Origin of the sequence: Pseudomonas sp. BMS12 (genome assembly GCF_001592875.1) — a bacterium.
Lineage (GTDB): Bacteria > Pseudomonadota > Gammaproteobacteria > Pseudomonadales > Pseudomonadaceae > Aquipseudomonas.
Genome location: NZ_LSOF01000005.1, coordinates 534,887 through 554,920, shown reverse-complemented (window position 1 = coordinate 554,920; position 20,034 = coordinate 534,887). Strand labels below are relative to the sequence as shown.

Below are 20,034 nucleotides of genomic sequence, written 5' to 3'. Positions count from 1 at the left end.
TGGTGACTATGGAGAAATCTTCCTCGCTCCGGTCCAGGTGGGCGAGGATGGTTCGGGAGGGTTCGGGAACTATCGGGAGGAATCTTTCACGACGAAAGCAGCCAGGTCGCGGATCTCGTAGTAGGTGCGCCCACTCAGGCGGCGCACCGGGATGGGCTGGGCGACCGATTCCCAATTGGCTAGCGTCTTCTCTGCGCGCCCCAGGTACAGGGCCGCATCTGACCGGCGCACACAGTCGCCTAGCAGGATCGCCACGCCGTTGTTCCTGCACCACTGGCGGATGGCTTCGGCTTCGGCCTCCACCGGGTCGATCGGCAGCGCCTGGCCGCAGGTTGGGCAGCAGCTAGTCATGCGGCCTCCGTATCTGCGTCGATTGCGTCGATCCCAATCGTATTTGCGTCGATCCCGTTTGACGCGTTGACGCAAGCTCCAGCGCCATGCGTCGATGCGCTAGGGGGTATTAGGGGGTGACGCAGCGCACTTGCGATAACCAGCCGGGTTGCCTTGTGGCGGTTCGCTTTGACGTATTCCTCGCTCAGAACGACGCACTTGCGAATGAGGGCAGTGAGGGCAGCCCGGGCGCGATTACGGCCAGCTTTGCCCTGTGCGAATGCCTTGGGATACTCGGGCAGTACCTCCAGCGCAGACATGGCCGAGTACGCACCCGGAGTGGTGTTCGCAGGCACAGTAATGCCGGCCTCAGCAGCTGCTTCCAGAGCGCGGAGCATTTCGGCCTGATCGAAGTCAGCGCTAGTCAAACCGCCATCCTGCGGCTGTTGCCCCGGCATCGGTACGCCGTGCTCAGACAGGGTGATTTGAATCGGCTCAGCACGACGCCCCAGGTTGTGCTTTTCGTGCACGAGGGTGACGACTCCATCTTGCTCAATCAGAGCAATGCGGGAGCGGGCGGAGTTGTGCCAGGCGGTTGAGCCTGAGTAGTTGTTATCGCCGCCAGCGCCGCGGGCCGCGGCCTTGTCGATATGCGCCAGCAACACCAGGGCCGCGTCATTCTTGCGCGCAATGCTAGCCAGTCCGCGGACGAAGAGGCGCACGTCGCGCCGGGAGTTTTCATTTGCGTCGAATGCGTCACTGGCATTGTCCACGACAATGAGACCGGCGCCCCTGGCTTGCTGCTCCAGTTCCCAGAAAGCCGGGGTGAACTCGGGGGCGGCGGCATATCCGTCGCTTTCGGATATCAGTGCTGCGGAGGATTGTGTGCCATCCAGCAAGCGCAGCCCGGACACAACCTGCGAGGCCGGAAGCTGGTAGGCCTCGATGATCCAACGCAAGCGCAGCCGCACCATTGCGGGCTCATCCTCCAGGCTGACGAACAGAACGGGCGACTGCTGAACCTCCAGGCCGGCGAATGGCTTCCCGCAAGCGACGTGTGCGGCGATCACCTGCATCAGATAGGTTTTGCCGACACCGCCATGCCCGCCGAAAAGAGTGACGTGGCGGCAGGGCAGTAAGGGCTTAACTGCGTAGCGCGCCTCGGGCAGGGTGGCAGTCATGAGGTCGCGCAGATCCACTTCACGCAGAGATTTAGGGCCCAGCTCTGCCAGCTGGGCGTCGATCCTAATCAGATCGTGCTCAGCTTTGGCGGTAAGCAGCAGATCCTCTTCGGACAGTTCGTCGGCGTTGGCTGCGGCGATATCCAGCAGCAGCCGCGCATGGTTGCGCGCAGCTTCCAGGCACTCGATGCGGTGCCTCTGCCTGGCGGCATTCGTCGGTGCGTGAGGGAAAAGCTCATGCCATTCGAGATTGGCGCTGCTGACGATGTCGCTGACTTCGCAGCCGGCGAAACAATGCAGCAGTACCGTGCCGTCTTCAGTTTCGCGAATGCTCAGACTTGGGCTTTTGTCGTCGTGGGCAGGGCAGCAGGCAATCCACTTGCCGTCGCCAGCCTTCTTGGGCTTCTTGAGCTTGCTCAGGATGGTATCGATCTGGCTCATACCAAGCCCTCGGCTGCCAGCTTGGTCATGTCGTCTGCAGTCAGCTGGTAAACCCCGTAGGCGCCACGAAGGCCGTCGATGGTCACGAATTTATGCCGGTGGCAGGAGATAGTGAGGTTGAAGCGCTGACGCAGGATGGCGATGTATTGAGGGCTGTTGCTGCACGGCGTTACACGGTCGCATTCCTCGCGGCTCAAGCCGAAAGGGTTGGCGACAAGTGCGCGCAGCAGCCTTTGCAGGCGGGGGGGGAGGCGGGTAGAGTTGTTGGGCAACGTTTCGATATGGCCCTCGGCGCTGGCGGCAACCAGCACGGGGGCTTTTTGTTGGTTGGTCATTAGTGCTGACCTCCCAACTTGGCGTTAATCCAGGCCTCAATCTCCAGGCTATCCCAGCCAACGGCGCGCTGGCCGATGCGGCGGGATTTGGGAAATGCCCCCTGATCCATGAGCTCGTAGATGCGGCTGCGCTTGTAGCCGGTGGTGGCGATAACTTCCGGCAGGCGCATGATGCGGCGGGATTGATTCATAACCGTCTTCCTCGGTGCTTAGTGGACGGTTATGGAAATTACGCACGGCGTTTTGGGTATGCGGGCGCTGCTTACCCACTAATTATTTGATGGCTTGCTGATGTGCCTCCGAATGGTCTCTGCCTTCTCTCCTGGCCCAGCAATCCGTCCAGCAACGTCGCGTATGCTCAAGCGAGGGTTTGCAGCCCACTGAGCGTCAGCGAGCATCTGCCATCTATCCCATTCTGGCTTTCGCTCCTCGCGACGTTGCTCGGCACCGGCGAAACCGTTGTGGGTGTTCTGCGCCTCCTCAAATTTCCAGGCTAGCCACGCTTCGGAGACTTCCATGAGCCTCTTGCGGCAATTCTCCCGGCTAATGGCGTCGCCCGTGCGGTAAAGCTGTGCCCACTGGACAATTTCCTGAAACGCTATGTTTATCGCCGGAGTCAGTGCGTCGTCATGCTCGAATTTGAACTTCAATGAGGCGGCCTGGGCCTTCTTCCTGCTCATCAACGCTACCTCTGTAATGCGAGGGCCGGCCTCGTCGACGAGGCCGGGGTCTGCATCTTAGTGCTGCTTCCAAGCAGTCAGCTTTGCCATCGCTTTCGCGTACTCGTCAGCCAATTCTTCCTGGCTGGTCATGTCGTCGGCCAACCCGCACTGGGCAACGGCAAACGTGTGCTTGCTGCTGTTGGCGTTGAAGAAGTCGCATACCGACTGAGCTTCATCCTTCCCAGGAAAAGGACCAAGGAAGCCAAACGGCCCGCGCATGGCGTCGCTACGTTGAATGGCGTAGAACGTCATGAAGGTTGCGGACTGCTCGAAGCGGGGCTCGATTACAATTTGCTTAGCCATGATTTAGACCTCCTGCGGTCTGATTGTGGTCAGGGCCTGCCGGTACCACTAATACCTGCAGGCCCGTTTGCCTGAATCCGTCAGGCGCGGTTCTTCGAATGTATGGGCACAACATTCTCGGTCGGGGCGTTGGTGCAGTACGTAGCCCAGTCAGTCATTAGGGCGCGGCGCTTCTCCAGAAAATCAGAGCGGGAATAGGCAGCTTCTGTCTGACCTCTCTCATCGTGCGCCAACGCCAGTTCGCAGATCTGGCGAGGGAAGTGCGCGCATTCATTGCACCAGTCCCGGAAGGTCGAGCGAAAGCCATGGGCTGTAATGCCTCCCAGATCCAGGCGGCGCAGCGTGTGAAAGAATGCTTTCTCGTACATGTGCCCGGCCTTGCTGCGGCCAGGGAAGAGATACGGGCTGCCCTGTATGCGCGGGATGGCTTCCAGCAACTCGAGTACCTGGGCGGGCAGCGGAACGATGAACGATTTGCGCATTTTCATGCGCTCAGCAGACAGCGACCAAGTGCCGGCTTCCATATCGAACTCATCCCATGAGGCGCCAATTACCATGTGCGATCGTGCGCCTGTCAGTATCAGGAGGCGCAAGGCGTAAATGTCCTGATCCTCCAGCATCGATAGACGTTCCATGAGCGCCGGCACGTCCCTCCAGTGCATCGCTGGGTGATGCTGGTACTGCCTGGCTCGCTTCTTATCAGCCTTACTAAGAAGGTTCTCCAAGTGGCCGCGCCAGCGCGCTGGGTTGTCTCCATTTCGCAGGCCACGCGCCTTGGCGGCATCTAGGACTGCCTCAATCTGCGCGCGTACTTCATCAGCCGTCCGCGGCTTGGTGTTCCACACCGGGCGTAATGCCCCGAGGACGTGTTCCGTCTGAATATCTGCGGCCGACATCTTGCCGATCACGGGGAAGGCATACAGCTCCATCTTGCGGATCCAGCCTTTACTCCATCGATCCGACCAGGCAGCGCCGTGGGCCTGGTGGTGTTCTGTCGCAAGCGTCTCGAATGTAATGCGGCGTGCTTGTGCTTGGCGCTCGGCCTCTCGCTTCGATTCACGGGCGGCATCACGGGCGGCGAGAGGGTCAGAGCCTGTGGCGAGCACTTTGCGTTGGTCTGCTGCCAACTGACGGGCCTCGGCAAGCGTCACGGCTGGATACGGTCCTAGCCCCATCTCCCGACTCTTGCGATCAAGCTTGTAGCGAAATATCCAGCTCGATGCGCCGGCTTTGCTTACCTGCAGGTAAAGGCCATCTCCGTCATTCGTTTTGCCTGTAACGCCTGCCCGGGCAAGGGCTTCGACGGTCTTGCTGGTGAGTTTCCCCATGTGCCCTCCAAATCTACCCACACCTTAACCCACACTATGACGGTGGATTGAGGCGATTATTAGCGGAAGCTAATGGAGAGATATTAGGCTCTATACCCCGTAAAATCTAGGTTGTGGCGGAGATTGCTGATTTTTAGCAGACAATAAAAAACCCGCTCATCGAGCGGGTTTTTTGTTTGGGCAATGGCTACAGCTTGCCGTCGAGGAAGTCCTGATAGTGCTGGGCGGCTTCTTCCGGGCGTTCGAGCATGGGGGCATGCCCGCAGTCCTTCATGATCACCACGCTGGGTTTGCGCAGCAGCGGCTTCATTACGTCGATGCTGGAGACGTCCAGCACGCGATCCTGGTCGCCCCACAGCAGCAGTGTCGGCGCCTGGATTTTCGGCAGTTCGGGTTCCAGTGGCACATAGCGTTCGCGCAGCTGGGTGAAGATCGCATCGTAGTGGGCCTGGTTGGCCATGGACTGTTCGGCGAAGTGCTGTTTGAGGGCGTCGGGCAGCGGCGGCGGGGTGACGAAGACGAACTCCATCAATTTGCCGAAGTCTTCGGCCTGGCGTACGACAAGCGGGTTGGGTTCGCCGCGTTCGATCATCGCGAACATCTCACTCTTGTGTGGCGAGGTGACGCCGGCGTTGTCGAACAGAGCGACGCTCAGTACCTGTTCGGGGTAGCGCGCCGCATACAGTGCGGCGATATGACCGCCCATCGAGTTGCCGATCAGGTGCAGTTTGTCGACCTTCAAGGCCTTTACGAAAGCATGCAGGCGTTCGGACTGGGTCGCCACGTCGTACAGGGCATCCGGCTTGCTGCTTTCGCCAAAGCCGGGCAGGTCGAGGGCGATCACATGGTAACGGGAGGTGAAGGGGCGAGCGAAACGCAGCCAGTTATCGCGGTTGGCGCCGAATCCGTGGATCATCAACAGGGTTTCGCCTGTTGCGGGACCGCCCTCATAGTAGTGTATGGTCAGTCCGTCGACCTGGACTTCTCGTGGCGAAAGCCCTGCCAGTTGGCGTTCTACGAAGCGCATGCTGCCGATCAGCAAGGGCGGAGAGAGGTACAGTGTGCCCGCCGTTGCGGCCAGTAGCAGAATCAGTCCAAGTAGCAGTTTTTTCATGGCGAATCCTTATCGCTAATAATTCTTGAGCCCGCCTGTTACGCTAGCATGAACAGGTTTGAGTCGGTGGGTGCGACTCGTTACATGAACCAGCAACCGGTACTCTAGATGCGTGAGCTTGTGTCGCTGAAAGTCATTTCCCTACTGACCTTCCTTTCTGTCTCCGGCCTGGCCGGAGCAGTCGGCAAATGTGAGCGTCTGGTGGCTACCGGCAATCCGGAGTACCCGCCTTATCTGTGGCGGGACCCGCAGAGCCCCCAGCATCTGATCGGGGCCAACGCCGATCTGCTGACCCTGATCGGCGAGCAGTTGGGGGTGAAGGTAGAAATCATTCACACCGGCCCCTGGTCCAGGGCTCAGGACGAAGTGCGTACCGGCCGCGTCGATTTGCTGGCGGGTGCCTTCCTCACGCTGCCGCGCCTGGAAACCATGGATTACGTGCATCCGGCCTTCTTCAATACGCCCAGCGTGGTCTGGGTGAACAAGGACAAGGTCTTCCCCTACAGCGGCTGGGAAGACTTGCGCGAACGCACCGGCGGTACGCTGGTCAACAACAGCTTCGGCCAGCAGTTCGACAGCTATGCCAAGGCCAACCTCAACCTTGAAGAGGTGCCGAGCCTGACCCAGGCGTTCCAGAAGCTGCTATTGGGGCGTACCGACTATGTGCTCTATGAGCGCTACCCCGGCATGGCCCTGGCCGATACGCTGGGCATGCTGGACAGCCTGGAGACTCTGGAACCGCCGATTTCCAGTGAGGGCCTGTTCCTGACCCTGTCGCACAACTCGGCCTGCAACGACGCCTGGCTGCGCGGACAGCTGGCGAAAAAAATGACAGAATTGACCTCCGCAGGCCTGCCGGAAACCCTCCTGCAGCGCAACCTGGAGCGCTGGAAAGCCCAGCAGTTGCAAACCGCCGTACCCCCGCAAAAGCAGGACGATCCGCAGTGAATCACCGACTCCACATCCTTGCCCTGGCGCTGCTGGCTTTGGCCGGCTGCGCCAATGACCCTGCTCCGCAGGAACAGATGCGTCTGACCCAACAGGCGGTCGAGCAGGCCCGTGCGGTCGGCGCCGGCCCACAGCTGCAAGAAATGCAGTTGGCCGAGAAGAAACTGGCCCGCGCCGAGAAGAACATGGGTGAGGCCGATTACAAGCGTGCCCGTGTATTCGCCGAGCAGGCCGAGCTGGATGCGCGCCTGGCCGAGGCCATGCTGCTCAACCAGAAGAGCCAGCGTCAGCTGGACGAGCTGAATACCCAGATCACGCGTCTGCGCACGCAGTTGGGGGAGTTGCCGTGAGCATGAGGATGACCCCGAGCCATGCTCTGCTGCTGTTCTGTGTTCTGCTCACCGGCTGCGCCAGCCAACAGGGGCGGCTGGCGCTTGATGAGGCTACAGCCAGCTTCCAGCAGGTCAAGGAAGATACGGATGTATTGCGCAGCGCACCCAAGGACGTGATTCGCGCCGGCGAATCGCTGGCCCGCGCCGAACGGCTGTCCAGCTACTGGGGCAGCGAAGATGATGTGATTCACTACGCCTACCTCAGTCAGCGCTATAGCCAGATTGCCCGTCAGCACAGCGAGCTCAATCTCAATCAGGAGCGTCTGGCCAGGCTCGATCTGCAGCGCGAGCGCCTGCAGCTGGCACTGCGCGAGGCCAAGTTGCTCGGCGCCCAGCAGCAGGGCCAGTGGATGGAAGAGCAGATGGTCAGTCTGGCCGCCAGCGAAACCGACCGTGGCCTGGTGATGACCCTCGGGGATGTGCTGTTCGATGCCGGCCGCAGCGAGCTCAAGGCCTCTGCCAGCCGAACCATCCTCAAGCTGGTGCAGTTTCTGCAAATCAACCCGCGTCGCACTGTGCGTATCGAGGGTTATACCGACAACCGCGGTGATGCCACGGAAAACCTCGAACTGTCTCGTGCCCGCGCCCAGGCCGTGGCTGACGTACTCAAAGATCTCGGTATCGATGGCAAACGTCTGGACGTGAAGGGCTACGGCGAAGCACACCCGCTGGCCGAGAATGCCTCGGCCAAGGGCCGGGCGCAGAACCGCCGTGTGGAAATCCTGATTTCCGACGAGCAAGGGCATCTCAGCGCAGATCGCTGAGGCCTTGCTGCAAGACAGAAACCCCGGTGCCCAGGCCCGGGGTTTTTTGTTCGACCAAGGTTGACTGCAAGGTGATCAGAAGAGGGACTAAGCTAAAACAGTCAAAACTGTACTGCCGGCAAATAACCTGACTGTATCGCCAAGCGTGAACTGTATTTGGCTACTGTAACGGTCCAGTTGCGGAGGAAACCTCGAAATGACCAGTTTGTTGCTTTATCAGCGTATCGCCCAGCAACTGGCCGAGGATATTCGTCGTGGTGTCTACCAGCCGGGCGAGCGGGTGCCCTCGGTGCGCAAGATGAGTTCGCAGCTCAGCGTCAGCCATGCCACCGTGCTGCAGGCCTACGCCAACCTGGAGGACATGGGCCTGATCCGCGCCCGGCCGCAGTCCGGCTTCTACGTGCATCAGACCGCCGGGCTCACTGCGCCGACCCCTGATATCGCCCGGGTCGAGCGTCCGGCGCTGGTCACCCGCAGCAGCATCATCAGTCAGGTACTCACCGAATCACGCCAGGAAGGGGTATTTCCCCTCGGCGCCGCCGTGCCGCATGTCGATTACCTGCCGGTGCGCTCGCTGCATCAGCAGTTGGCCAAGGTTACCCGCTTCCAGAGCCCACGCGCCTTCAGCTACATGTTCAGCCCGGGCTACGAGCCGCTGCGCCGCCAGGTGGCGATCCGCATGCGTGATGCCGGTGTGGTGGTGGACCCCTCCGAAGTGGTGATCACTCACGGCTGCGTGGACGCCATTCACATGGCGCTGCGGGTGGTGACCAAGCCGGGTGACCTGATCGCCGCCGAGTCGCCAACCTATTACGGCCTGCTGCAGCTGGCCGAGGTGCTGGGGCTGAAAGTCATCGAGATTCCTAGCGACCCCACCACCGGGCTGAGTCTGGAGGCCTTGCAGTTGGCCGCCAACCAGTGGCCGATCAAGGCTCTGGTGCTGACCGCGCGCCTGTCCAACCCGCTGGGTGGCAGCATTCCCGAGGAGCGGCAGAAGCAGTTGCTGCGCCTGACCGCCGACCACGATATCCGCGTGATCGAGGACGATATCTATGGCGAGCTGCTGTTCGAGCCGGGCCGTAGCAAGGCGCTCAAGGCTCACGACCGCGAGGATCAGGTGATCTACTGCTCGAGTTTTTCCAAGACCCTGTCGCCGGGTGTGCGCATTGGCTGGATCATCGCCGGGCGCTACCAGGAGGAGGTGGAGCGTCTGCAGACCTTCAGCACTCACTCGGCCTGCAGCGTGACGCAAATGGGCGTGGCCGCCTACCTGGAGAACGGTGGTTATGATCGCCACCTGCGGCATATCCGCCTGGAATATCGCAAGAACATGACGGCCTACCAGTTGGCCGTACAGCAGCACTTCCCGGAGGGTACGCAGATGACGCGGCCGCATGGTGGCTTCATCCTGTGGGTCAGCCTGCCCGGCAAGGTAAGTGCCCAGGAGCTGCATGTGCGTGCGCTGCAGCAGGGCATCAGCATCGCGCCGGGACTGATCTTCAGCAACACCGAGCAGTTCAACAACTGCCTGCGTCTGACCTGTGGCGTGCCGTGGAATCGTGAGTCCGAGCGGGCGATCATGACCCTCGGCATGCTGGCCAAGCAGCTCTGCCAGGAAAACCCTTAACCCGAATCCGGCGGCGGCACCGTCTACCCAGGCGAATGGTTTTTTCGTCCGAGGAGCGCCGCCATGAACCACATCACCACCCAACCTCTGCTTGCCGGTTTCGGCGCCACCCTGGCGCTGACTTTGGCTGCTTGCAGTGCCTCCCAGGAAGATCCCGGCGCGGCTGCAGAGCCGGCCGCGCCCGAGGTCAAGCAGGAGGCGCTGCACGAGCGGGCCGCTACCGATGCCGCCTACGCCGCGAAGCGCTCGGTGCATGCTATGGAGGCGCACAGGGCCAGACCCCAGGGCATGCCGATGATTGCTCCGGCTGCGCCGCTGGCCGACAGCGCCGGCTTCGGTTACCAGGACGTCTACCGCGAACAGTATCAGCAGATCGAGAGCAATCCGGTGCAGGCCGTGGCCCAGCAACCGGTGTCGACCTTCAGCATTGATGTCGATACCGGCGCCTACGCCAACGTGCGCCGCTTCCTCAACGGCGGCAGCCTGCCGCCCAAGGACGCGGTGCGCCTGGAGGAACTGGTCAACTACTTCCCTTACGCCTATCCCAAACCCGAGGGTGACGTGCCGTTCAGCGTTGCCACCGAGCTGGCGACCACGCCGTGGAACCCCGAAACCCGCCTGCTGCGGGTAGCGATCAAGGCCGTGGAGATGGATGCCGTCGAGTTGCCGCCAGCCAATCTGGTGTTCCTGGTCGACGTGTCCGGCTCCATGAACCGCCGCGAGGGCCTGCCGATGGTGCAGGCCACCCTCAAGCTGCTGGTCGATCAGTTGCGCCCGCAGGATCAGGTGGCCCTGGTGACCTACGCCGGTACCTCCAGCGTGGTGCTGGAGTCCACCTCCGGCAGCGAGAAGGTAAAGATTCGCGCGGCCATCGAGCAGCTCAGCGCGGGCGGTTCGACCGCTGGCGAGTCCGGTATCCAGCTGGCCTATCAGGAGGCGCAGAAGGGCCTGCTCAAGGGCGGTATCAATCGCATCCTGCTGGCCACCGATGGCGACTTCAATGTCGGCATCAGTGACTTCGAGACCCTCAAGCAGCTGGCCGCCGACAAGCGCAAGACCGGCGTATCACTGACCACCCTGGGCTTCGGCACGGACAACTACAACGAGCAACTGATGGAGCAGTTGGCCGACGCCGGCGACGGCAACTACGCCTACATCGATAACCTGCGCGAAGCGCGCAAGGTGCTGGTGGAGCAGATGAGCTCGACCCTGGCGACCGTGGCCAAGGATGTGAAGATCCAGGTCGAGTTCAATCCGGCCGAGGTCAGCGAATACCGTCTGCTCGGCTACGAGAACCGCGCCCTGAAGCGCGAGGACTTCAGCAACGACAAGGTTGACGCCGGCGAGATCGGCGCCGGGCATACCGTCACCGCCCTGTACGAAGTGGTTCCGGTGGGCGCCAAGGGCTGGCTGGAGCCGCTGCGTTATGCCCAAACCAAGGAGCAGGGCAAGCCTGGCGAGATCGCCTGGTTGCGTCTGCGCTACAAGGCGCCGGAGGGCGGGGCGAGCAAGCTGATCGAACGTCCGATCAACCGAGAGGAAGCCACACCAATTGCCCAGGCCAGCGAGGATCTGCGCTTCGCCGCCGCCGTGGCCGCTTTCGCTCAGCAGCTAAAGGATGCCAAGTACACCGGCAACTTCGGCCTGGCCGACAGTGCCAAGCTGGCGCGAGGGGCCAAGGGCGAGGACCCGTTCGGCCTGCGCGGCGAGTTCGTGCAGCTGGTAGAGCTGGCGCAAAGCCTGCAAACTCCGGAGGACCATGCAAAGCAGCCCTGAGGCTTTTGCGCCGCCTTGTCGTTATCTGCGGCGAAGCGCCTGGTCAGGGGCGCTTCGCTTTCTGCCTGGCCCTCCATTCAAATGAATGAGCAAACCTGCTTGAACCTACCACTGCAAGACGATGACGCCGCGCTGCTGCGGCGCTATCGCCAGGGCGACGCGGCGGCTTTCGCCATGCTCTACGAGCGCCACCGTCTCGGCCTGTTCCGTTTCCTCCTCGGTCTGTGCGGCGATCACGCGCTGGCCGAGGAGGTGTTTCAGGACACCTGGATGAGCTTGATCCGCAGCGCCAGCGAACAACGCGAGGCGGTGCTGTTCAAGACCTGGCTGTATCAAATTGCCCGTAATCGTCTGATCGATCATTGGCGCAAGAGCGGTCGTCACCAGGGAAAGCTCGATGAGTACGATGAGGCGCAGCACGCCAGCGCCGATCCGGGCCCGGGTCCCGAGCAACAGCTGCTGCTCAGTCGCGACCAGGAGCGGCTGCAGGCGGCGTTGGCCGACCTGCCCGAAGAACAGCGCGAGGTGTTCCTGCTGCGCGCCCATGGCGATCTGGAGCTGGCGGAGATCGCCGAGCTGACCCGTACTCCAGCGGAGACGGTGAAGAGCCGTCTGCGTTACGCGCTGAACAAGTTACGTCGGCTGCTGGCCGATCCGGCTGCGGCCGAGGAGGTATCCGCATGAGCCCGCATGACAACCAACTGCCGCAGGAGCGCGAGCTGCTGGAACATTACCGTCGGCACAGCCAGGGCGAGCCCTCGGCGGCGCTGGACGCCCTGATCCTCGACGCAGCGCGCCAGGCCGCGAGCACGCCGGCAACACGCCCGAGCTTCGCCCAGCGCCTGCATACCTGGCTGTTCGGCGCCGGCAGCCGCACTCGCTGGTCGGTGGCCTTCGCCAGCCTGGCCACCCTGGGCATCGGCCTGAGCCTGACCCTGCGCACCCAGGAGCAGGTGCCCAGCGCCTACGACCTGCCGAGTCCTGCTGCTGCCCAGGCGCCGCTATTGCGTGAGATGGCGCCGAAGCTGGCCCGGGAAATGGAACAGAACAAGGCCGAGGTAGAGCGCAAGAAAATGGCGGCAGATGCAGCGGCGGCCTACTCGGCTTCGCCACCGGTGGCCGCGATGCCGCGTCAGGCCGAGCCAAGCAAACCCGCTGCGGCACCGCCTGTGCAGGCATTGAGCGATATGGCGGGTGAGTCGATTGCGCTGTCGCCCGAAGCTCAGGCAGAGGCCCGCGCGGCGGCCAAGGCCAAGGCGCAGGCGGCCGCGCAAGCCAGGGCGAGGGCTCAGATGGCGCAGGCTCAGGCCAGACGAGCTCCAGCAGGGCTTGCCGGCTCGTTGGCCGAGGAGGTAACCCCGCTGCAGGAGCGCCTGCGTGAGGTGCTGCGCTTGCGTCACGAGGGGCAACCGGCGCTGGCCGATCAGCTGTTGCAGCACCTGGCCCAGGAGTACCCGCAGCAGGATGTGCAGGCCGAGCTCGAACGTTTGGAGTCGGCGCAGGACTAGTGCACTGAAGACTCTGCTCGGCGCTCGTGCAGAGCGCAGAGCAGAGCGTCTGGCTTGCCAGAACGCGGGGTAGGGGGGAGCATATGGGGCATCTCTTTGCTGCACCTGCCTGCCATGTCCCGTTTTCGTTCCCTGATTGTTCTGCTCTCGCTGAGCCTGCTGGCGGCCTGTGACAACCCGCCCGAGCCCAGCGCGCCTCCTGCACAGAAGCAGACTGTGTCTGCGCCAACCCCCGCTCAAGCCGTCCCGCCGCCTGGCGAGCCCGAGCCAGCTCAGACGCCCAAGAAACTGCCCGCACTCGGCAGCAAGGCGGTGGAAGACACCAGCCTGCCCAAGCCGGCAGAGCGTCAAGCCAAGCCGGCGGCCAAGGTCGCCAGCCAGAAGCCATTGCCTGCGGCCGAGCTGGATCTGCAACTGCCGCGAGAGCTGGTCGAGCAGCTACAGCCCGACGAGCCCGCCAGCGGCGAGATTGCCCAGCCCGCGTTGTTGCCCGAGATGTTCGTCGAGAAGCCCAAGGAGCCCGGTCCCTTCGAACTCAACGGTCGCTTGATCACCCATGATCGTGAGAAGAGCGACAACTATTGGGATTCGGTCGAGGGGGCCGAGCTGCAGTTCAAGTTCCGTAACTGAAGCGCGACCGCCTCCGGTCGCAGGGATCAGTCGACGAACAGGTCGGTCATCAGCTTGCCGGCCGGGTCGTAGCGGTACTGCTCGAAGTCTTCCTGGCCCTGCTCGCGGAGGATTTCCTCGTCGATCAGCAGGCGGCCGCTGATGGTGCGCTCGCTGCTGGACAGGATGGCGCAGGCGGCGTCGGCCATGATCGCCGGCAGGCGCGCGGCTTTCATCACCGCCGGGCCGCCGGCCTCGAACTCGATGGCTGCGGTGGCGATCACCGTCTTGGGCCACAGCGAGTTGACGCTGATGCCGTACTTCTTGAATTCCTCGTGCATGCCTAAGGTCAGCATGCTCATGCCGTACTTGGTGGTGGTGTAGGGGCCGTAGTTGGCGAACCACTTGGGGTCGAGGTTGATGGGGGGCGACAGGCTGAGGATATGGCCCTTGCTTTGTTTGAGGTAGGGCAGGGCGGCCTGGCTGCAGACCATCACCGCGCGGGTGTTGATCTGGAACATCAGGTCATAGCGCTTGGCCGGCAGGTGTTCGACGCCCACCAGCTTGATCGCGCCGGCGTTGTTGATCAGCGCATCGATACTGCCGAAGTGCTCGGCCGCCCGGGCCATGGCGGCCTTTACCGCCTCTTCGTCGCGCACGTCTAGCTGCAGCGCCAGGGCCCTGCCGCCGGCGGCCTCGACTTCCGCCGCTACGCTGTGGATGGTGCCCGGCAGCTTGGCGTGGGACTCGGCGCTCTTCGCGGCGATGACGATATTGGCGCCATCGGCGGCGGCCTTGAGGGCGATTTCACGGCCGATGCCACGGCTGGCGCCGGTGATGAACAGGGTCTTGCCTTGCAGGGACATGCTTGCACCTCTTCTTGATCTGGTCGGGCCTGGTATTCCCTCACCCCGGCCCTCTCCCGGAGGGAGAGGGGGCTGTTTGGTGAGGTTGGTTGTGTACGGTGTTCAGGTCGCGCACGGATAACTCCCTCTCCCTCCGGGAGAGGGTTGGGGCGGCCCGCGCAGGGTGAGGGCTGTCAGGCCTCTGTGGCCTCGACCTCCACCAGCACCTGGCGATTCTTCACCTGATCGCCCTGGCTGATCTGCACGCGGCGGATCACGCCGTCGATGCCGGCCTTGAGCGGGTGCTCCATCTTCATCGCTTCCAGCACCACCAGCAGCTGGCCCTTGCTGACCTGCTCGCCTTCGCCGACCAGCACCTCGACTATCGCCCCATCCATCGGTGCCTTGACCGTGCCGGAGCTGGCGGCGTTCTGCCCGCCGACCGGTTCGTGGGTGACGTCGCTGAATTCCAGGTTGCCGCTGTGGCCATACAACCAGAGCTGTTCGCCGTCCTGGTGATACGCGTGGCGCTGGCGAATGCCGTCCAGTTCCAGGTTGGCCCAGCGGCCGTCGCAGGCCAGCAGGCGCAGTTCGACCTGGGTTGCGCCGACCTGGGCACGCAGCAGCGGCTGTGCACCGGACTCCAGCACTTCCAGCTCGACCGCATAGCGCTGCTCACCCTGCTTGAGGACGAAGCGCCAGGGTGCGCCGCCGGCGTTGCGCCAACCGGCCAGGCCGCTCTGGTGCGCGCGACTGTTGGCCGAGGCCTGATAGAGCAGGGCGGCGGCGCTGGCCAGTTCGCCTGCGCTAGGTAGTTGCGGCGACAGGCTGGGGTCGTTGGCGAAGTGTTCGCCGATAAACGCGGTCGTCGCGTTGCCTGCGGCGAATTCTGGGTGCTTGAGCAGGTTGGCGAGGAAGCGCTGGTTGCCGTTGACGCCCAGCAGCACGCAGTCCTCGACCGCGCGCGCCAGCTTGCGCCGGGCTTCGTCACGGGTGGCGCCGTAGGCGATGACCTTGGCCAACATCGGGTCGTAGAACGGCGTGACCGGCTGGCCTTCGACCAGGCCGTGGTCGATGCGGATGCCGTCGCGCAGGGCCGGCTCCCAGCGCAGCACCTGGCCGGTCTGCGGCAGGAAGTTGTGCGCCGAGTCCTCGGCGTACAGGCGCACTTCCATGGCATGGCCGGTCAGGCAGATCTCTTCCTGTTTCAGCGGCAGCGGTTGGCCCTCTGCCACGCGGATCTGCCAGGCGACCAGGTCCTGGCCGGTGATCAGTTCGGTGACCGGGTGCTCGACCTGCAGGCGGGTATTCATTTCCAGGAAGAAGAATTCGCCGCTCTGGTCGAGAAGGAATTCCACGGTGCCGGCGCCGACATAGTTGACCGAGGCCGCCGCCTTCACCGCCGCCTCGCCCATGGCTTTACGCAGCTCGGGCGTCATCACCGGGCAGGGCGCTTCCTCGACCACTTTCTGGTGGCGGCGCTGTACCGAGCAGTCGCGCTCGCCCAGGTAGACGATGTTGCCGTGCTGGTCGCCGAATACCTGAATTTCCACATGGCGCGGCTGGATCACCGCGCGCTCGAGAATTAGCTCGCCGGAGCCGAAGGCGTTTTGCGCTTCAGAGCGGGCGGTGCGGATCTGCGCGGCCAGTTCGCCGGCCTCTGCTACCTGCCGCATGCCGCGACCACCGCCGCCGGCGCTGGCCTTGATCATCAGCGGGTAGCCGATGCGCTGGGCCTCGCGGGCCAGGGTTTCGTCGTCCTGGGCGGCGCCTTCGTAGCCGGGAATGCAAGGCACGCCGGCTTCGAGCATGGCGATCTTCGACAGGCGCTTGCTGCCCATCAGGTGGATGGCTTCCACGGTCGGGCCGATGAAGACGATACCGGCCGCCTCGCAGGCGCGGGCGAAGTCGGCGTTCTCGGAGAGGAAGCCGTAGCCGGGATGGATCGCGTCGGCGCCAGTCTTCTGCGCCGCCTTGATGATGTTGTCGATCACCAGGTACGACTGGTTGACCTGGGCCGGGCCGATGCACACGGCTTCGTCGGCCAGTTGCACATGGCGGGCGCCGACGTCGGCCTCGGAAAACACCGCCACCGTGCGGTAGCCGAGGTCCTGGGCGGTGCGCATCACCCGGCAGGCGATCTCGCCTCGGTTGGCGATCAGAATCTTGTTGAAGGCGGGCATCGTCGTGCTCCTGCTGTTGTTATTGAGCCCAGGCGGGCTTGCGCTTCTGCACGAAGGCCAGAGTGCCTTCCGCGCCTTCGCTACCCAGCACGGCCTCGGCGAACTGGCCGGCGGCGTGGTCGAGCAGATTGCCGAGGTGTTCCGTCTCGGTGGCCAGCAGCAGGGCCTTGGTCGCTGCATTGGCGCCGGGGGCGCACTGGCGAATCTGCTGCAGGCATGTGGCGAGGCGATCGACCACGGCCTGGTCGTCGGCTTCGCTGAAGTGCACCAGGCCCAGGCGCAAGGCTTCGGCACCGTCGAAACGTGCGGCAGTCAGGGCCAGGCGACGGGTCTGGGTCAGGCCGATGCGCTTGACCACGAACGGCGCGATCTGCGCCGGCAGAATGCCCAGGCTGGTTTCCGGCAGACCGAACTTGGCGCTCTGGTGGGCGATGGCAATGTCGGAGACACAGGCCAGGCCGAAACCACCGCCGAGCACCGCGCCCTCCAGCACGGCGACCAGCACTTGCGGCGCGCACTGGGCCTCCTCCAGCAGGCTGCCGAAGGCACGGTTCAGTTCGCGGTAGGCGTCGCCACCTTTGGCGCGTGCACCGGCCATGTCCTTGATGTCGCCGCCAGCGCAGAAGTGGCCGTCGGCGCCGCGCAGCACCAGGGCGCGCACGCTCTGGTCACCGCGTACCGCGCGCAGCACGGCGCGCAGTTCTTCGACCATGGCCAGGCTCATGGCATTGCGGCTGTCCGGGCGGTTTAGGGTGACGTAGAGCACGCCCTCGACCAGTTCCAGCAGCAGGGTTTCGGTGTTCGGCAGTTCGGCCATGGTCACGTCCTCAGCCCTTCTTTTTGCCGGGCAGGATGCCCATCAATTTGCAGATGATGCCGAGCATGATCTCGTCGGCACCGCCGCCGATGCTGACCAGGCGCACATCGCGATACGCACGGGAAACCGGGTTGTCCCACATGAAACCCATGCCGCCCCAGTACTGCAGGCAGCTGTCGGTCACTTCGCGGCCCAGGCGGCCGGCCTTGAGCTTGGCCATGGAGGCCAGCTTGGTGACGTCCTTGCCGGCGACGTACAGCTCGGTGGCGTGGTAGACCAGCGCACGCAGGGCCTCGATCTCGCTCTGCAGCTCGGCCATGCGGAAGTGGATGACCTGGTTGTCGATCAAAGGAGTGCCGAAGGTGTGGCGCTGCTTGCAGTACTCGATGGTGGAGTCCACGCAGTACTCCAGGCCCTTGATCATGTTGGCGGCGCCGAACATGCGCTCCTCCTGGAATTGCAGCATCTGCATCATGAAGCCGGTGCCTTCGGCGCCGATGCGGTTGCGCTGTGGTACGCGCACGTTGTCGAAGAACACCTGGGCGGTCTCCGAGCTGCGCATGCCGAGCTTGTCCAGGTGCGGGCTGAGGGTGATGCCCGGGGTGTTCATCGGCACCACGATCAGCGACTTGTTGACGTGCGGTTTGTCGTCGCTGGTGTTGGCCAGCAGGCAGATGAAGTCGGCGGACGGGGAGTTGGTGATCCACATCTTGCTGCCGTTGATCACGTAGTCGTCGCCATCCTTGCGCGCGCTGGTCTTCAGCCCGGCCACGTCGGAGCCTGCGCCGACCTCGGAGACGCCGATGCAGCCGACCATCTCGCCGGCGATGGCTGGACGCAGGAACTCTTCGCGCAGTTCATCGGAGCCGAAGCGGGCCAGGGCCGGGGTGCACATGTCGGTCTGCACGCCGATGGCCATGGGGATGCCGCCGCAGTGGATGGTGCCGAATTCTTCGGCGGCGACCACCGAGTAGCTGTAGTCCAGGCCCATGCCGCCGAATTTCTCCGGCTTGGAAATGCCCAGCAGGCCGAGGTCGCCGGCCTTCTTGAAGATCTCGTGCATGGGGAATTTGCCGGCCTTTTCCCACTCGTCGACGTGCGGGTTGATTTCGTGCTCGACGAAGTTGCGGACGGTGCGGCGGAGTTCTTCGTGTTCCTGGGTGAAGATCATTTTTCTTGTTCTCCGAAGGGTTACAGGCGGGCGACGCCGAACGAGTTGGATTTGAGAGGGCGCACAGCGGCTTCTGCACAGATGTCCAGCAGGAAGCCGAGCAGCTTGCGCGTGTCGCGCGGGTCGATCAGGCCGTCGTCCCACAGGCTGGCGGTGCCGTACAGCGCGGTGGACTGGCTGTCGAGCTTCTGCGCGGTGGCCATCTCCAGCATGTCGAGCATCTTCGGGTCGGCTTCTTTGCCTTCCTTGCGGTGCTTCTCCTCGGTGACGATACGCAGCACCTTGCCGGCCTGGGCGCCGCCCATTACCGCGGTGCGGCTGTTGGGCCAGGCGAAGATAAAGCGCGGATCTAGACCTCTACCGCACATGGCGTAGTTGCCGGCGCCGTAGGAACCGCCGACGACAATCGTCAGCTTGGGCACCGTGGCGTTGGCCACCGCCTGGATCATCTTCGAGCCGTGCTTGATCACGCCGAGCTGTTCGGACTCGGTGCCGACCATGAAACCGGTGGTGTTGTGGAAGAACAGGATTGGCGTGTTGCTCTGCTCGCACAGCTGGATGAACTGGGCGGCTTTGGCCGCGCCGCGTGGGGTGATCGGCCCGTTGTTGCCGATCAGGCCGCAGGGCTGGCCCTCGATCTGCAGGTGGCCGCAGACGGTCTGGCTGTCGAACTCGTTCTTGAAGTCGAGGAACTCCGAGCCGTCGGCGATGCGGGCGATGATCTCGCGCACGTCGTAGGGCTTCTTGGCGTCGGCCGGGACAACGCCGAGCAGCTCGTGGGGCGGGTACAGCGGCTCGCGGTAGCTTTTCACTGGGCGTACCGGCAGCTGGGCATTCCACGGCAGCATGGCGACGATCTCGCGGGCCAGGCGCACGCCATCGGCGTCGTTCTCGGCCAGGTACTCGGCGGTGCCGGCGACCTGGGCGTGCATCTCGGCGCCGCCCAGCTCCTCGTCGGTGGCGATCTCACCGGTAGCCGCCTTGAGCAGCGGCGGGCCGGCGAGGAACATCTTGGCCTTGCCGCGCACCACCACCACGTAGTCGGACAGGCCCGGCTGATAGGCGCCGCCGGCGGTGGAGGAACCATGCACCACGGTGACCTGCGGGATGCCGGCGGCGGATAGGCGCGCCTGGTTGGCGAAGGCGCGTGCCCCTTCGACGAAGATGTCCGCCGCATAGGTCAGGTTGGCGCCGCCGCTCTCGGCCAGGGTGATGATCGGCAGCTTGTTCTCGCTGGCGATCTGCTGCAGGCGCAGCGATTTGCGCAGGCCGGTGGGGGAGATGGTGCCGCCCTTGATCGCGCTGTTGCTGGCGCTGACCAGGCAGCGCACGCCGGCCACGTAACCGATGCCGGCGATGATGCCGCCACCGGCCTGGGTGCCGTCCTTGTCGTCGTGCAGCTTGTAGCCGGCCAGGGAGCACAGTTCGAGGAACGGCGCGCCGGGATCGAGCAATAGGTTGAGGCGCTCGCGCGGCAGCAGCTGGCCGCGCTTGTCGAACTTGGCTTTGGCCTCGGCCGCCTTGTCGAGCACCTTCTGTTCCACCTCGCGGAAGCTGGCGAGGGCGGCGAGCATCGCCTCGCGGTTCTGCGCAAAGGCCTCGCCATGGACATCGATGTCGCTCTGGATGACGGGCATCGC

General features: G+C 63.7%; 21 protein-coding genes. 8 read left to right on the top strand and 13 right to left on the bottom strand.

Annotation, left to right across the window (positions count from 1 at the left end; translation table 11 throughout):
* Positions 1 to 69 precede the first annotated feature (69 nt).
* The 8 genes from AYB31_RS06010 to AYB31_RS05975 form a co-directional block, all read right to left on the bottom strand.
* Complete coding sequence (locus tag AYB31_RS06010; RefSeq protein ID WP_068826738.1) at positions 70 to 351, bottom strand: hypothetical protein; 282 nt, start codon at positions 349 to 351, stop codon at positions 70 to 72.
* Complete coding sequence (locus AYB31_RS06005; protein WP_068826736.1) at positions 348 to 1,952, bottom strand: AAA family ATPase; 1,605 nt, start codon at positions 1,950 to 1,952, stop codon at positions 348 to 350. Before AYB31_RS06005 ends, AYB31_RS06010 begins: the two co-directional genes overlap by 4 nt.
* Positions 1,949 to 2,287: a hypothetical protein gene (locus AYB31_RS06000; protein WP_068826734.1), complete on the bottom strand. Its 339-nt coding sequence runs from the start codon at positions 2,285 to 2,287 to the stop codon at positions 1,949 to 1,951. Before AYB31_RS06000 ends, AYB31_RS06005 begins: the two co-directional genes overlap by 4 nt.
* Complete coding sequence (locus tag AYB31_RS05995) at positions 2,287 to 2,478, bottom strand: AlpA family phage regulatory protein (RefSeq protein WP_068826732.1); 192 nt, start codon at positions 2,476 to 2,478, stop codon at positions 2,287 to 2,289. The genes AYB31_RS06000 and AYB31_RS05995 overlap by 1 nt, the downstream gene beginning before the upstream one ends.
* 78 nt (positions 2,479 to 2,556) lie before the next feature.
* On the bottom strand, positions 2,557 to 2,967 hold the full coding sequence (locus tag AYB31_RS05990; protein ID WP_068826730.1) for a hypothetical protein: 411 nt from the start codon (positions 2,965 to 2,967) through the stop codon (positions 2,557 to 2,559).
* A gap of 57 nt (positions 2,968 to 3,024) precedes the next feature.
* Positions 3,025 to 3,312 carry a hypothetical protein gene (locus AYB31_RS05985; RefSeq protein ID WP_068826728.1) on the bottom strand — a complete coding sequence of 96 codons (288 nt, stop codon included), beginning with the start codon at positions 3,310 to 3,312 and terminating at the stop codon, positions 3,025 to 3,027.
* A gap of 80 nt (positions 3,313 to 3,392) precedes the next feature.
* A complete protein-coding gene (locus AYB31_RS05980) occupies positions 3,393 to 4,640 on the bottom strand; it encodes a tyrosine-type recombinase/integrase (protein ID WP_068826726.1) in 1,248 nt (415 codons plus the stop codon).
* A gap of 187 nt (positions 4,641 to 4,827) precedes the next feature.
* Positions 4,828 to 5,754 (bottom strand): alpha/beta fold hydrolase, encoded by a 927-nt coding sequence (locus AYB31_RS05975; protein WP_068826724.1) that lies wholly within the window; start codon positions 5,752 to 5,754, stop codon positions 4,828 to 4,830.
* Between the two features lie 108 nt (positions 5,755 to 5,862).
* Between AYB31_RS05975 and AYB31_RS05970 the strand changes: the two genes are divergently transcribed.
* The 8 genes from AYB31_RS05970 (at position 5,863) to AYB31_RS05935 (ending at position 13,399) form a co-directional block, all read left to right on the top strand.
* Complete coding sequence (locus AYB31_RS05970) at positions 5,863 to 6,702, top strand: substrate-binding periplasmic protein (protein ID WP_068826722.1); 840 nt, start codon at positions 5,863 to 5,865, stop codon at positions 6,700 to 6,702.
* A gap of 23 nt (positions 6,703 to 6,725) precedes the next feature.
* Positions 6,726 to 7,052: a DUF4398 domain-containing protein gene (locus AYB31_RS05965; RefSeq protein ID WP_068826842.1), complete on the top strand. Its 327-nt coding sequence runs from the start codon at positions 6,726 to 6,728 to the stop codon at positions 7,050 to 7,052.
* Positions 7,053 to 7,054: 2 nt separating this feature from the next.
* Positions 7,055 to 7,858, top strand: a complete 804-nt coding sequence (locus tag AYB31_RS05960) for an OmpA family protein (RefSeq protein WP_177332280.1) — start codon at positions 7,055 to 7,057, stop codon at positions 7,856 to 7,858.
* 196 nt (positions 7,859 to 8,054) lie between these two features.
* Positions 8,055 to 9,485, top strand: a complete 1,431-nt coding sequence (locus AYB31_RS05955; protein ID WP_068826717.1) for an aminotransferase-like domain-containing protein — start codon at positions 8,055 to 8,057, stop codon at positions 9,483 to 9,485.
* 63 nt (positions 9,486 to 9,548) lie between these two features.
* A complete protein-coding gene (locus AYB31_RS05950; protein WP_068826715.1) occupies positions 9,549 to 11,261 on the top strand; it encodes a vWA domain-containing protein in 1,713 nt (570 codons plus the stop codon).
* A 99-nt stretch (positions 11,262 to 11,360) separates the two neighbouring features.
* Entirely contained in the window at positions 11,361 to 11,945 is a 585-nt protein-coding gene (locus AYB31_RS05945; RefSeq protein ID WP_068826713.1) for an RNA polymerase sigma factor, read from the top strand.
* A complete protein-coding gene (locus AYB31_RS21805; protein WP_068826711.1) occupies positions 11,942 to 12,769 on the top strand; it encodes a hypothetical protein in 828 nt (275 codons plus the stop codon). The genes AYB31_RS05945 and AYB31_RS21805 overlap by 4 nt, the downstream gene beginning before the upstream one ends.
* Positions 12,770 to 12,883: 114 nt before the next feature.
* The gene (locus tag AYB31_RS05935; protein ID WP_068826840.1) at positions 12,884 to 13,399 is read left to right on the top strand and encodes a hypothetical protein; all 516 of its coding nucleotides are present in this window, start codon (positions 12,884 to 12,886) and stop codon (positions 13,397 to 13,399) included.
* A gap of 26 nt (positions 13,400 to 13,425) precedes the next feature.
* On the opposite strand, the gene AYB31_RS05930 is transcribed toward AYB31_RS05935, so the two are convergent.
* The 5 genes from AYB31_RS05930 to atuC form a co-directional block, all read right to left on the bottom strand.
* Positions 13,426 to 14,244, bottom strand: coding sequence for an SDR family oxidoreductase (locus tag AYB31_RS05930; RefSeq protein WP_068826709.1), 819 nt, complete (start codon positions 14,242 to 14,244; stop codon positions 13,426 to 13,428).
* 173 nt (positions 14,245 to 14,417) lie between these two features.
* Positions 14,418 to 16,406: an acetyl/propionyl/methylcrotonyl-CoA carboxylase subunit alpha gene (locus AYB31_RS05925; protein WP_068826707.1), complete on the bottom strand. Its 1,989-nt coding sequence runs from the start codon at positions 16,404 to 16,406 to the stop codon at positions 14,418 to 14,420.
* A gap of 19 nt (positions 16,407 to 16,425) precedes the next feature.
* Positions 16,426 to 17,223 (bottom strand): isohexenylglutaconyl-CoA hydratase, encoded by a 798-nt coding sequence (atuE, locus tag AYB31_RS05920; RefSeq protein WP_068826705.1) that lies wholly within the window; start codon positions 17,221 to 17,223, stop codon positions 16,426 to 16,428.
* A gap of 10 nt (positions 17,224 to 17,233) precedes the next feature.
* On the bottom strand, positions 17,234 to 18,394 hold the full coding sequence (gene atuD, locus AYB31_RS05915) for a citronellyl-CoA dehydrogenase (protein WP_068826703.1): 1,161 nt from the start codon (positions 18,392 to 18,394) through the stop codon (positions 17,234 to 17,236).
* Positions 18,395 to 18,414: 20 nt separating this feature from the next.
* The gene (atuC, locus tag AYB31_RS05910; RefSeq protein ID WP_068826701.1) at positions 18,415 to 20,031 is read right to left on the bottom strand and encodes a geranyl-CoA carboxylase subunit beta; all 1,617 of its coding nucleotides are present in this window, start codon (positions 20,029 to 20,031) and stop codon (positions 18,415 to 18,417) included.
* Positions 20,032 to 20,034: the final 3 nt, after the last annotated feature.

Bases quoted from the DNA above. Each gene is read 5' to 3' on its own strand.
- AYB31_RS06010 (WP_068826738.1), bottom strand. From the start codon at position 351: ATGACTAGCTGCTGCCCAACCTGCGGCCAGGCGCTGCCGATCGACCCG.
- AYB31_RS06005 (WP_068826736.1), bottom strand. From the start codon at position 1,952: ATGAGCCAGATCGATACCATCCTGAGCAAGCTCAAGAAGCCCAAGAAG.
- AYB31_RS06000 (WP_068826734.1), bottom strand. From the start codon at position 2,287: ATGACCAACCAACAAAAAGCCCCCGTGCTGGTTGCCGCCAGCGCCGAG.
- AYB31_RS05995 (WP_068826732.1), bottom strand. From the start codon at position 2,478: ATGAATCAATCCCGCCGCATCATGCGCCTGCCGGAAGTTATCGCCACC.
- AYB31_RS05990 (WP_068826730.1), bottom strand. From the start codon at position 2,967: ATGAGCAGGAAGAAGGCCCAGGCCGCCTCATTGAAGTTCAAATTCGAG.
- AYB31_RS05985 (WP_068826728.1), bottom strand. From the start codon at position 3,312: ATGGCTAAGCAAATTGTAATCGAGCCCCGCTTCGAGCAGTCCGCAACC.
- AYB31_RS05980 (WP_068826726.1), bottom strand. From the start codon at position 4,640: ATGGGGAAACTCACCAGCAAGACCGTCGAAGCCCTTGCCCGGGCAGGC.
- AYB31_RS05975 (WP_068826724.1), bottom strand. From the start codon at position 5,754: ATGAAAAAACTGCTACTTGGACTGATTCTGCTACTGGCCGCAACGGCG.
- AYB31_RS05970 (WP_068826722.1), top strand. From the start codon at position 5,863: ATGCGTGAGCTTGTGTCGCTGAAAGTCATTTCCCTACTGACCTTCCTT.
- AYB31_RS05960 (WP_177332280.1), top strand. From the start codon at position 7,055: ATGAGGATGACCCCGAGCCATGCTCTGCTGCTGTTCTGTGTTCTGCTC.
- AYB31_RS05955 (WP_068826717.1), top strand. From the start codon at position 8,055: ATGACCAGTTTGTTGCTTTATCAGCGTATCGCCCAGCAACTGGCCGAG.
- AYB31_RS05950 (WP_068826715.1), top strand. From the start codon at position 9,549: ATGAACCACATCACCACCCAACCTCTGCTTGCCGGTTTCGGCGCCACC.
- AYB31_RS21805 (WP_068826711.1), top strand. From the start codon at position 11,942: ATGAGCCCGCATGACAACCAACTGCCGCAGGAGCGCGAGCTGCTGGAA.
- AYB31_RS05935 (WP_068826840.1), top strand. From the start codon at position 12,884: ATGTCCCGTTTTCGTTCCCTGATTGTTCTGCTCTCGCTGAGCCTGCTG.
- AYB31_RS05930 (WP_068826709.1), bottom strand. From the start codon at position 14,244: ATGTCCCTGCAAGGCAAGACCCTGTTCATCACCGGCGCCAGCCGTGGC.
- AYB31_RS05925 (WP_068826707.1), bottom strand. From the start codon at position 16,406: ATGCCCGCCTTCAACAAGATTCTGATCGCCAACCGAGGCGAGATCGCC.
- atuE (WP_068826705.1), bottom strand. From the start codon at position 17,223: ATGGCCGAACTGCCGAACACCGAAACCCTGCTGCTGGAACTGGTCGAG.
- atuD (WP_068826703.1), bottom strand. From the start codon at position 18,394: ATGATCTTCACCCAGGAACACGAAGAACTCCGCCGCACCGTCCGCAAC.
- atuC (WP_068826701.1), bottom strand. From the start codon at position 20,031: ATGCCCGTCATCCAGAGCGACATCGATGTCCATGGCGAGGCCTTTGCG.